This window comes from Pseudomonas sp. LBUM1647, from assembly GCF_059716175.1.
Map to the genome: position 1 here is coordinate 2,114,496 of NZ_CP166809.1, position 11,946 is coordinate 2,126,441.

General features: G+C 57.8%; 11 protein-coding genes and 1 pseudogene. 10 read left to right on the top strand and 2 right to left on the bottom strand.

Going from position 1 to position 11,946, the window contains the following annotated elements; translation table 11 throughout:
• Positions 1-630: 630 nt before the first annotated feature.
• The 6 genes and pseudogenes from ACA059_RS09540 (at position 631) to ACA059_RS09565 (ending at position 4,640) form a co-directional block, all read left to right on the top strand.
• Positions 631-1,047: a hypothetical protein gene (locus ACA059_RS09540; RefSeq protein WP_497633574.1), complete on the top strand. Its 417-nt coding sequence runs from the start codon at positions 631-633 to the stop codon at positions 1,045-1,047.
• A gap of 751 nt (positions 1,048-1,798) precedes the next feature.
• Entirely contained in the window at positions 1,799-2,581 is a 783-nt protein-coding gene (locus ACA059_RS09545; RefSeq protein WP_497633575.1) for an SIR2 family NAD-dependent protein deacylase, read from the top strand.
• A 179-nt stretch (positions 2,582-2,760) separates the two neighbouring features.
• Positions 2,761-2,988 carry a BPSL0761 family protein gene (locus tag ACA059_RS09550; RefSeq protein ID WP_497634644.1) on the top strand — a complete coding sequence of 76 codons (228 nt, stop codon included), beginning with the start codon at positions 2,761-2,763 and terminating at the stop codon, positions 2,986-2,988.
• Positions 2,989-3,124: 136 nt separating this feature from the next.
• Positions 3,125-3,228 (top strand): annotated as a pseudogene (locus ACA059_RS09555) (hypothetical protein); the annotation flags it as partial.
• Between the two features lie 459 nt (positions 3,229-3,687).
• Positions 3,688-3,906, top strand: coding sequence for a BPSL0761 family protein (locus ACA059_RS09560; protein ID WP_497633577.1), 219 nt, complete (start codon positions 3,688-3,690; stop codon positions 3,904-3,906).
• A gap of 545 nt (positions 3,907-4,451) precedes the next feature.
• Positions 4,452-4,640, top strand: coding sequence for a hypothetical protein (locus ACA059_RS09565; protein ID WP_497634645.1), 189 nt, complete (start codon positions 4,452-4,454; stop codon positions 4,638-4,640).
• Between the two features lie 205 nt (positions 4,641-4,845).
• On the opposite strand, the gene ACA059_RS09570 is transcribed toward ACA059_RS09565, so the two are convergent.
• Positions 4,846-5,736, bottom strand: a complete 891-nt coding sequence (locus tag ACA059_RS09570) for a LysR substrate-binding domain-containing protein (protein ID WP_497633578.1) — start codon at positions 5,734-5,736, stop codon at positions 4,846-4,848.
• 127 nt (positions 5,737-5,863) lie between these two features.
• Between ACA059_RS09570 and ACA059_RS09575 the strand changes: the two genes are divergently transcribed.
• The 4 genes from ACA059_RS09575 to ACA059_RS09590 all read left to right on the top strand — a co-directional run bounded on the left by ACA059_RS09575 (position 5,864) and on the right by ACA059_RS09590 (position 10,990).
• Positions 5,864-7,210, top strand: a complete 1,347-nt coding sequence (locus ACA059_RS09575) for an NAD(P)/FAD-dependent oxidoreductase (protein ID WP_497633580.1) — start codon at positions 5,864-5,866, stop codon at positions 7,208-7,210.
• Positions 7,211-7,274: 64 nt separating this feature from the next.
• Entirely contained in the window at positions 7,275-8,945 is a 1,671-nt protein-coding gene (locus tag ACA059_RS09580) for an FAD-dependent oxidoreductase (RefSeq protein WP_497633582.1), read from the top strand.
• Positions 8,833-10,119 carry an NAD(P)/FAD-dependent oxidoreductase gene (locus ACA059_RS09585; protein ID WP_497634646.1) on the top strand — a complete coding sequence of 429 codons (1,287 nt, stop codon included), beginning with the start codon at positions 8,833-8,835 and terminating at the stop codon, positions 10,117-10,119. Before ACA059_RS09580 ends, ACA059_RS09585 begins: the two co-directional genes overlap by 113 nt.
• 73 nt (positions 10,120-10,192) lie before the next feature.
• Positions 10,193-10,990 (top strand): transporter substrate-binding domain-containing protein, encoded by a 798-nt coding sequence (locus tag ACA059_RS09590; protein ID WP_497633584.1) that lies wholly within the window; start codon positions 10,193-10,195, stop codon positions 10,988-10,990.
• 299 nt (positions 10,991-11,289) lie between these two features.
• Here ACA059_RS09590 and ACA059_RS09595 read toward each other — a convergent pair whose 3' ends face one another.
• Positions 11,290-11,886 (bottom strand): cupin domain-containing protein, encoded by a 597-nt coding sequence (locus ACA059_RS09595; protein WP_497633585.1) that lies wholly within the window; start codon positions 11,884-11,886, stop codon positions 11,290-11,292.
• Between the last annotated feature and the right edge of the window lie 60 nt (positions 11,887-11,946).

Consider the following 11,946-nt stretch of genomic DNA (forward strand, 5'->3'; position numbering starts at 1 on the left):
ACCAGCGATTATTCCTGGTGTAGACCCTCGCCCAAATTCGCCTCCGTGACGGCTTTACTTATAACCTAGGCTTAATTTTCAAGAAGTTTTGATGCCGATTGGGCGTTTAATACTCCAGCATCGGCAGACGATTAGTTACATACAATAATACGACACCTTGCAAAAGTATGCCGCTGTCTATCCGCCGCGCGGTAAATAGGTGGTCGACGGATGCTTAAGCCGCACGCCCTCACGGTGTTTGCGTGCCTGTGAAGTGGCCTTTTTCGTCGTTTAATGCCTGTTTCGAGCTGAAGGGAAAACCGGATGCGTCATGAGAGGACGCGTCTAGCCTTGAGCTGGGCCAGACTCAAAGGAGGCCTCGACGGCTGAATGGCTGAGGAGGGGTCTGGCAGAAGCGTCCACTCTGGCGACGGACTTCGACGTAGTTATCCTGTGCTTGTTGCCGTATTTAATGCCGCGATCCTCCCGCGGGCGTACACAGGATTCCGGTGGTTTCATTGGCCTCCCGCTTGAAGTATGTTGGACTTCGCTGCCGCATTGATCTAATGACGGCCACCTGATAACGATTGGCCGGACGTGGGTGTACGGTCTTGCTCATCATGGCGTTCCACTCGCGGCGGGTGTCCGAAGATGTCTGATCAGCCTCTGAGATACGGTAGTTACCAGTGGTTTGAAGAAACCGCAGAGGAGCTTCCGCTCAACTCGAGTGAGATCGAGGTGCGGCTGGCCATCGCCGAATTCGTAATTCGGCGGGTTGCGGGGACACCCGTCGGGGAAGAAATTTTCAATGGGTTGTTACAGCTTTTTGAGAATCGATATCCCCAGCACAAAGTGCTTTCGCATTATTTGCTCAGCCCTGGCTACTTGGCTCCGCACGCCGAGGACGTTGAGTCAGAGGCGGAGGAAATCACTTTGGGATTCGGTGCACTCGATGAGCGGCTGATCAATAACTTGCGCCATCGCGATGAAAGCCTGGAACCACCCGGCCAGCTGGCGGGAGTAGGTACGGATCTCCCGCCTCGCGGCACTCGTCGTCGAAAACCGTAAGTCAGCAGTACCGCGAGGGGCATCTTTATGAGTTCTTTATTTCGGTCGATCGCCACCAGGGTGCCGCGTATGTTATCCGCGACTTCAACTGCACCACGTTGCTCTACCCAGTTTGAAAGTTCTAGGATGGCAGCTTCCAGGGCGAGTTAATTTTCATTGAGCTTGGACAACAGAGAAGGCAGCAGGCCTGAGGAGGGCATGGTATTTCCTCCCTGAAGAGAAAAGCGTAGCAGGTCGTGCCGGCCTCCGATGGAATCAACTGCCAGCTGCTGCTTGTGGAAAACGGCCACTGAGGATCGGAAGGGTAGCTCGCGTGAAGCGTTTTTCAGAAACTGGGCTTAACGAGACGTCATGAGTATCCACTGCTGATCGGTGTAATCGGTTTGATCGCTTTTGTCGTTCCGGTTTTCCTCAGCCTCATTGCTGAGGCTGGCAAATCATCTAGTCCTGGGAATGGGAGACGTTTCGCGCCAGATCGCTTTGACCGATTCGGCGGCCAGTTCCAGGCTCGCTCGATCGGCGGTGTACACCGGATCAATAAACCTATCTCCGGCCCGTCGTTGGCGACCAATATCTGTGCGACGCTGGAGTATGCCGACTGCTTGCGGTCTTTGTTCAAATGGTCATCCGTTTAGAAGTTACGGCCATGCACTCTACACATCCGATATCAACACAACGCAGAGAGCCGCGCCCACGCATCAACAATGCTCAGCCGCAACTCCTTGAAGCGTAAAGCGGGAAGATTGTTACCATGACGGTCATAGAGCAAGCGGTAGACGCACTGCAGAAGGCCAGGAAGGTAGTCTTTTTCACCGGCGCTGGCATCTCCGCCGATAGCGGCATTCCCACGTACCGCGAAAAACTGTCTGGTATCTGGGCAGGATACGATCCTAGGGATTTAGAGACGGCCAAGGCCTTTCGGGAGAACCCCGCATTGGTGTGGGGATGGTATCTGTGGCGGCGTCTCCGCGTTGCTCAAGCAGAGCCCAATGCCGCACATCTTGCAATACCGCGCATGGCTAACTCCCAGCGCCAGGTGTCTGTTATCACCCAAAATATTGACGACCTCCATGAGCGAGCAGGCTCGTTAAATGTGGTGCATTTGCATGGCAGTTTGGCAATGCCCAAGTGCTTCGCCTGCCATCGGCCCACGGTTGTGTCACCAGATCCGTCAGCAGTGCCGGATGAGGGTGCTCTGATCGAGCCTCCTAGGTGTCAACGTTGTAACGGCAAAATGCGTCCCGCGGTGGTCTGGTATGGAGAGGATTTGCCAGCCCAGTCTTGGAACACTGCAGTGCACTTGGTGAAGGATTGCGATCTGCTGATCTCAATTGGTACCTCCGGGATCGTCATGCCTGCCGCAGGCCTTCCCGACCTTGCGTTGGCGTCTGGAGCTTCGGTCATTCATGTGAACAAGGTTGACGTTGCAATGAGTGAACCGAGGGAGTTCATGCTGATGGGGGCTGCCGCCGAAGTGCTGTCGATGCTGCTCGAAAGGATAGAGACGGGTAAGTCCAGGAAGCTTGAACTTTGAAGCTGCGTTTCGAACACGCGTATCTGATCTGCCCATTAGACCCCTACAGACGTCAGTAAGGTGTGTTGGCGGACGCTTACGAAAAAGGTTTATAGGGAATTATAGAGTGATTATATGTGGCCGAATCTGGTCGCTTTGTATTGGACTGACGACCTAAACGCGTGGAGGCTTAAATGACGATGCCATTTGAACGGAGCAGGTCCGTCGCACAAACTCATGCTTTCTTGGAGGAACTTGCTCGCGACACAGAAGTGCCCGAACGCGTTAGACAAAACGCTCATTTCCTTTTACGCCACTTTCCCACTAAGCATGATGTTCTCCAGGCTGGCCGAATTGAAGAGCAAGCGAAAAAATTAGGGATAGGTACATTTGGACCCGTTTTTTGCTCCTCAACTGAAGACTGGTAGCAGCCAATCACCGCAGGCACTTCCGACCCACGCTGTATGAAAACGTCTGAAACTGCTCAATCTTATGATCGTCTAGATCATGGTGGGGACGATCATCAAGCGATTCATCTAAGGTGAGACTCGGACGCAGGTCGCCTTGGTGCTGAGGTGCCTGGATTATTACGTTGCCGAAGAAGACCAGCGCAGGTAGTCGACGTTTTCGTCGATGACCTCGATCTGGGTGCACTTGGGTTTGAAGGGTGTTGATCGGAGTTCCGTGCGGCGCTTATGGTGGCTGGTACGATGTGCACACCGCCATGCGGTGCGTGGACGCCGATGCGCCGTTCGGTGACTGGCGGCGCCACCCGCATGACTCAACATTACAGCGCGGCGATGATTTCGTACTGCGCTACGGCCTACGTTTTTACAGCTGTACAACAAGGCCAATTCACCCTTGACGAGAGCGTTTAAACAGGTGTGAGAAACCAAGATTTCTCAAACCTTATGGCGATTTTGGTGCGTGCTAGCTCGAATGGCGGTACGCCGGGGGGCGGTGAGGGGAGTGTTCCACGAAAAGCCCGTGCGGATCCCGGCGATTGCGTCAATGTGCAATCTTGTTTTCGGTGTAGGCTTGAGGCAATTGACGGTGGAAAAAATTTCGTCGGCAGCCTTCAAGCTCAGCGCGGCCAGCCCGTGCACGGTTCTTGAGAGGAGGCAAACATGACGATGCCGAGCGAGCGCACGCGAGCGCTGATTCAGACTCGAGACCTTCTGGTCGAGCTTGCGCAAGATCCCGCGCTTGCAGAGTCCATTCGCCGTCAGGCCCGCCAGCTGTTACGGCATTATCCCCATGCAAACGAGATCCTGCGGGCAGGGCAGCTCGAAGAGCGAAGGGTCGACCGATTGACCGAGCCGTTCCTGAGCTCAAGTATTGATTAGCCGCCTTGGCTACTCATCCTCGGCCAAAAGCCGCTGATCCTGAGCCATTGATACGTATAGGGTAAATGGCTCCCTCGCCTTATCGACCTAGAGCGTTATGGATTTCCACTGGCGCTCAATGGGGCAGTTCCGATTAGACCGGCGTTAGCTCATATTCCATTGGATGGGAAATCATTGGGAGGACGTTTGATGGGCACTTCACCTGCGACTCGACGTCCGGCAAAAAAGAAAGCTGTGTCCCGAGAGGAGGGCATCGCTGCCTTTTGGCGATTCAGTTCCGATCAAGAGTCGCTGACGGATTCGGAGAGGCTGCAGCAAAAAAAGTCGTGTTTCCCGCTGACCTCATCCTTGCTTTTCGCTTGGCCTTCGACCTTCAAGACCGCCACCTGGAAACGTTGCTCAATGCATCAATGTCGACCCTTGAAAGACGGCGGCGCGAGCACAAGAACCTTGATCCTGTCGCCTCCGAGCATTTGGACATAATTGCTACGGTCAGTCACCTGGCAGAGGAGATATTTGAGACACAAGTGACTGCCACACGTTGGATGTCGACACCGAATAAAGCGCTCGGTGGGACTGCACCGATCATGCTCTGCGAAACTGAGATAGGGGCAATCAAGTTCGTCGTGTCCTTCAGGCCCTTGGGTGGGGAGGTCCAGCCTGATCAGGGTAGGGCGAGGCACACACTCACAGAGGTGAGCTTATGTCTTTCACGACTGACCGGAAACCCATAGCTGCCTGTCGCGACTCTTAAGCGTCAGGCGCCAGCCCCGAGAATGTCGTCAAAATACAAGTTTTAGTGGTGGATCATAAAGAAGAATACGTCGGCTATATCCAGTCCGAGATGAAAAAACTGTTTGGGGGCATCTCCCTGCCAGCACATTAATTCCTGTCCCTGGATTGGCCAGCAGCCGTGCAAGTCTGCTTGGAAAAGGCGACTCAATTCATCGCACCCGGCACCGGCCGCTCTTGCTCCAGCCAGTCGAGGAACTCGGAAAAGCCGCTTGAGCGCTTCACCCGCTTTGGATAGACCAGCGTGTAGCGTCCGCCGGTAATGATGCTGCCAGAATGCACTCGCACCAGTTGCTGAGCGAGCAACTCATCGCGTGTGAGAACGGCGTCGACGAGCGCTATGCCCTGACCACATTTCACGGCGACGATGGCGGACTCCAGTGTATCAAACGTCAGATGTGAGTTATCGGGGCCGGTTGAACCAGGGTAGTATTCTTCCCATCGGCGCCAGTCTAGGCGATCCATGCTCGAGTCCACGAGCCGAGCGGTCTTGAGTACTTCTTCCGGGGTTGTCCCGGCGAGCAATACCGGCGAGCACACCGGAATCAGTTGCTCTTCCCACAGTTCCAGCGCTTCGAAGTCGGGCCATGTGGCTGTGCCATACGCGATCATGGCGTCGATCGATTCAAACGCAAAGTCTGGAAAACGGTGATACACCGTGTCGACACTGACGGTCACCTCCGGATGCAGGCGATAGAAGGCCGAAAGCCGAGGAATCAGCCACCGCGCCGCCATGGTCGGATGCGCGCGCAGGCTGACACTTCTTCCCACTGTTGCGAGCATGTGCGATGCATCCGACAGTAGGCCGATGACCTGTTCGGCAACCGGCACCAGTGATTTGCCTTCGTCAGTGAGCACGATCTTGCGCGTGTGGCGCTCGAACAGGCGGGTTTCCAGACGCGCCTCCAGTTGCGCGACCTGCCGGCTGACCGCGCTCTGGCTCAGGTTGAGCTGCTCACCGGCCTTGCCGAAGTTTCCCATCTTCGCAACCGTCAGAAATGCCTGCAAAAGCTCGATGGATGGCAATTGGCGACTCATGTTTTCTATGCGCTCCTAACATGGGATTAATGCAGATACATCACTGTTCTTTCAACGGATCGGGGCACATTCTTAGCTGAAATAAAGACGCCGCGCTACGCGTCATTCTCAACTGACGGTTTTCCTCATGAACATTCCAGAAGCGGCATTGGCCAACGTGTTGGCGTCCCGGGACAACCCTCTGCCTCGTGAAGTCGACGTGGCGATCATAGGTGGCGGTCTGATGGGTTGTGCGTGCGCGTATTACCTTGGCAAAGCGGGCGCGAAGGTTCTTCTCCTCGATAAAAGCGTGATCGCCGGTCAGCAATCGTCTCGCGCGTGGGGTTTTGTTCGCCAGCAATCGCGTGACGAAGCCGAATTGCCACTGATGCAAGCCAGCATCGAGATCTGGCGCTCGCTTGAGCACGAACTCCAGACCGACCTTGGATGGCGCAACGACGGCTGTCTTTTCGTCGCGGGCAATGAGGCCGAACGTGACGGATACGAATCGTGGCTGAGCGTCGCGCGCAGCTTTTCGGTGGATACCGTGATGCTTTCGCCGCGCGAGGTGGTTAAAAAACTGCCGGGTTACGCCGTTCCGCAAATGGGTGGCTTGTTCACCGCCAGTGACGGTCAAGCGGAGCCCACACTCGTGGCTCGCGCCTTCGCGATGCGTGCCCGCGAGCTTGGCGCGCACATCGTCGAAAACTGTGGTGCCAAAGGCATCGACGTCGCCGCCGGCCAGGTCGTGGGCATTGAAACCGAGCGGGGCTACGTGAAGGCGAAAACGGTGGTGTGCGCCGCTGGTGTCACGACGTTCCGCCTGCTGAAGATGCTCGGCATTTCACTGCCGCAGCAGCTGGTGCGGGGAACGGTGGCGCGGACCACGTCCGGGCCAACGCTGAGCGGAATTTCTACGATCGCAAACGGCGTGGGCTTCCGGCAAAGGCTGGATGGCAGCTTCAACATCGCCGACGACGCCCATGTCGACGTCGACATGACGCTCGGCCATCTGCGCGCACTGCATTGGTATGCACCTTCGCTTTGGGCGCATCGAAAATCGTTTCGCTTCAATCTGAACGGTGCGTGCCTGACGGATCTGCACCAGCGCATGCCGTGGTCGGAATCGTCGCGGCTGGGCGCGGGGATTCACCAGCGCAATCCCCTTATCCCACCGAATAACAGGGGGCTCGGAACGGCCATGGCCGCGCTCAAGGACGCGTTCCCCGGGCAGGTGGATACTCAGATCGTCAATCGCTGGGCTGGCACCATCGATGTCTTGCCGGATGGCATTCCCGTCATCGACGCACACACGTCGCCGCGCGGCTTGGCCGTAGCCACCGGATTCTGCGGCCACGGTTTTGCCATGGGCCCAATCGTGGGTAAGACCCTGGCTGACTGGATTGACTCTGGCGATCCGGGACTGGATATGCACCAGCTCCGTCTGTCGCGATTCGCCGAAGGCGACGTCAAGCCGCCTTCTTCGCTGTTCTAGTCGATATCCACATGCCAACGCTCATGCGCCAGCGCTCACGCGCATACCTCACGGGGGAAACACGGTGACCACACAAGACATCTACTACGATCCCGCCTCAGTGGCAGGCAAAGCCCCGCCGATCAGCGACGAAACCGATATTCTCATCGTAGGTGCGGGCCCGGCCGGGCTCGCTGCTGCATTGACCGCCGCCGGCCATGGCCTGCGCGTCACCCTGGTTGACGAAAACCCGGTCCCCATTGAAACCATGGGCGAAGAGGTGCCGCTGCATTTCGGAGGAAGGATGGGCGCTGCGGTTTCCAATCGCAATAGCGTGCTGCAGACCCTTCTTGATGCCCACCCGGAAATTTCCGAGGCGCTTGAAGCCGGTGTCGACGTGCGACTCGGCACGGCGGTATGGGGCCTGTTTCCACAACGACCCACCGCGGCGTGGATCGACGGCGCCGTTGCTGGCCTCGCCGATGACCAGAACGCCTGGCTGCTGCGCTTCAAGCAGGTGATCGTCGCCGCCGGAAGGCGCGACATGGGCCTCGCGTTTGACGGTTGGGATCGCCCTGGCGTAATGGGCGTCAGCGCCGCTCATCGCCTTGCGACTGTTTACGAGGCGCTGGAATGCAAACACGCCGTGCTGGTTGGCAGTGATACGCAAGCACTGGTGTCGGCCCATGCGCTGATCGGCAAGGGCGTGCATATTGCAGCGATCATTGAACAGGCCGGCCAGGTGATCGGCGATCCAGCGCTGCTCCACCTGCTTGTCGAGCAAGGCGCTCAGGTTTTGACGGGGCATGTCATTCGCGAGACGGCCGGGGATGCATTCGGCGTCAAACGCATTACCGCTGTCGCTGTCGACACGGCGGGCAGCCACGTCCACGGATCTTCGAAGGAGATCGAATGCGACACCGTGCTGCTTGGCGTGGCAGCCATTCCCGCGATCGAACTGGTCGAGGCAACAGGCTGTAGCACGTCATTCCAGGCCGAACGCGGTGGCCACGTCCCCGACACGGATTCTTTGCTGCGCACGTCGTTGCCATTCGTTTTGGTGGCCGGCGACTGCGCCGGCGTCTGGGCGTCGAAAAGCCTCGATGACAACATTTCCCGGCGCGAAGGCCGGATCGCCGCGCACACCGCGCTTGTCGCGCTGGGCGCCGACATCGCTCAGAGCGACAACGTTCAGATCGGCGAGAGGCCGATACCCGACGAACCTGTCTGCGATGTTGCCGCCAGTCGCACGGCCTGGGTGCGCGCGTCCACCGTTCATGCACAGAACGAACCTTTCGTTTGTCTGTGTGAAGAGGTGACGGCCAGCGAAATTCTGGCGCTCCAGCCGCCGCGTTATCTTGACTGGACACCCGCCGATGAAGCGTTGGAAAACGCGATGACGGCGCAGCAAAACGGCTCGCCCAACCCGGATGTGACAAAGCGTCTCACTCGGGCTTGCATGGGCCCGTGTCAGGGACGTCGTTGCCGCGAACAGGTGGCGACCTTGCTCGGCATCGGCGCGGGCGTGAGTGTCGACGACATTGCTCTGGCCTCGTTTCGTCCGCCTGTGCGCCCGTTGTCACTGCAACAGGCTGGTCAGATCGAGGAAACGGCGCAGATGCGCAGCCGCTGGGATGCATGGTTTGACATGCCGTCGCAGTGGACGCCGTTCTGGCTGTGCACCGGGCAGCAGACCGTCGCCAAGCGCCCCCAAGACACCGCCCGTCCAACCAACCCACCGCATAATGAGGGCTGACACCATGCAGGGACTTAAGAAATCGTCCACCCGTGCGTCCGTTGTCATCGTCGGTGGCGGCGTGACCGGATTGAGCGCCGCCTGGTGGCTGGCACGCGATGGTATCGATGTGCTTGTTCTCGAAGCAGGCTTGATTGGCTGGGGCGCCTCGGGCCGTAACGGAGGCGGATGCTCGCATCACCACAGTCCGCTCTTTCTCGAAGAACAGCGTCTCTGGCCGATGATGGACGAACTGCTCGGTTATCCGACCGAGTATCGCCCGGATCGCATCAGTATCGATCTCGATGAACACCAGATTTCGCTCGATAAAAAAGTCGTGAATGAAGCCGCTTACTACGGATTGCGCGTCGACGAGCTGGACCCCCAGCAGGTTCGGGAACTCGTGCCCTTTGCCGGCGATAACGTGCTGGCTGGCTACTACTACCATTTCGGCGGCCACGCCAACCCGCACCGCACCCTGCAGGCCTATGCGTGGGCACTGCAGAACCTCGGCGGGCGCGTTCTCGAGCACGCCCCCGTCGTCGAAATCGTCCGGGACGGCGACCGGGTGACTGGCGTGCGCACTGCACAAGACCTGATCACCTGCGACCACCTGGTGATTGCCGCAGGCCCGCATACTGGTGAATTGGCGGCTAAAATCGGCGTAGATATTCCGCTGGTCACCGCGCGCGCCGAAATGATCGTGACCGAACCGCTGCCGTTGATCGAGGTCGGCGGTGTGGATGGCAATGGTTTGTATGGACGGCAAACCCTGCGCGGTAACCTGGCATATGGTGGTGGACCGCACGAATGGGTCGATCTCGCCGATCTGCGCGACACTCGTGCGCAGTCGACACCCCTGCAATGCAATATCGCCAAACGGCTCGCTGAGCTGTTCCCCAAGATCGCTCACAAACGCGTGATTCGCAGTTGGGCAGGGTTCATCGAAAACACGCCGGACGGTCGCCCCGTCATCGATCGTCCCGCCGGGCTGGATAACGTCACCGTCGCGACCATGTCCGGTGTCGGTTTCGGACTCTCGCCGGCGACTGGTCATGCCATTCGCGATCTCGTCGTCGACGGGACATGCAGTTTCGCCGACCTGTCCGTTTGCTCGCTCTCACGTTTTGCGTCCCTAGAGTCTGACTGGCAAGCCATCCAGGGATGGTTGCCGTTACCAGCATCCGGGGCGTAGAAAGATTTATTTAATCCGCACGCAATCGGACCGAACTGTTTCCACCTTTCCTCCATAATAAAAAGGATCGACCATGAAACGAATGCTCCGCAATCTCACTTTGCTGGCCTCTCTCGGTCTGACGTTGTGTTCCTTTACGGCCCCCGCCAGTGCAGCGCAGGATAAGCTGCGTTTTGGTGTTGCCGCGGAGCCTTATCCGCCGTTTCTGGTCAAGACACCCACCGGGCAATTCACCGGCTTCGAGCCCGACCTCATCCGTGCGCTCTGCGAGCAGATGAAAGCCGAGTGCGAAATCAAGGAGGTGGCATGGGACGGCATTATTCCGGCGCTGATCGCCAACAAGTTCGACGTGCTCTTCAACTCGATGGGGATCAGCCCGGAACGTCAGAAGGTCATTGCTTTCTCGCGTCCTTATTATGAGACGTCGGGAATTTTCGTCGCCGCGAAAGACGTCAATCCGACGCTCACACCTGAAGGTCTGAAAGGTAAAGCAATCGGCGTGCAGGGCTCGACGACTAACGCCGAGTTCATCCGGACCGCTTACGGCAAAACCTCGGAAATCCGCATTTACAATACGCAGGACGACTGCAATGCTGATTTGGTGGCTGGCCGTATCGACGTCATGTTCCTCGACAAACTCGGCGACATAGCATTTCTGGAGTCCAAGGACGGGGCGGCGTTCGAAGAAAAAGGGACGGGCAGCGTCAAGATGGACCCGTTGCAATATGGTCTTGGAGTAGGGGCGGGTATGCGCAAGAGTGACACCGCACTCAAGGCGCGAATCGACCAGGCGCTCACGCAATTGCATGAATCGGGCAAGTACACGCAAATATCGCAAAAGTACTTCCCGATCGATCTTTGGCCACAATGAAGTCTGAATAAAGAAGTCTGTGTGAAACTTGCTCGGCGGGTCGGGCTCGTCGAGCTAGCGCTTACGGCAGAACGCGGTCAGTCGAACCTTGCATGACTGACCGCGCCGCTTTTTGAGGGTGTCGCTATCCGCGCTTGAAAGGACTGCTGCGGTTCAGCTGTATTCGTACGCGCCGACGATGAAATTGAAGTGAACCTGGGCTCCCTGGATTTCTCCAGCAGCTTGCACACGCTGTTCAAGGAATTGCCAAGCGACATCCTCAAGCGCGCGAGCGTCACTCAGCCGGGGTGCAGGCGCGGTTAGAAGGTCGGCGGGGTAATTACCCAGATCACCACCGCATCCACATCGCCGGGGTTGCCGTAGCGGTGCTGTTCCTGGCTGGAGAAACTGAAACTATCGCCTTCGTTGAGCTGAAAATAGCGCTCGCCCACCCACAACTCGAAACTGCCCGACAACAGATAACCGGCTTCTTCACCTTCGTGGCTGTAGCTTTGCTGGCTGTACGTGCCCGGCGGGAAGCGCGAGTGGAGCATTTCCAGCTGACGGTTGGGCGGCGGGGTCAGCAACTGGTCGACGATACCGTCCTCGTAATGCACGCTCAGGCGACTGTTTTTGCGCACCACCACACCGTCGTCTTCGGGATTGGTGTTGGCTTCGCTGGCGAAGAACCACTGGATGGTCACCCCGAGGCTGCGGGCGATATTGAACAGCGCCGGGATCGACGGATAGGCGAGGTTGCGTTCCAGTTGGCTGATGTAGCCGGCGGTCAGCTCGCTCAAGTTAGCCAGTTCCGTCAGGGTCATGCCCCGACGTTTGCGCAGGCTGCGAATGCGTGTGCCGAGAAAGTGTTGTTCGGCGATACCGGTTGCGGACTGCGTCGTGCTGTTGTTGCTCATGGTGATTTCCGAACCGGGAAGGGGCTTAAGTTAATTTGCACAATCCCTGTGGGAGCGAGC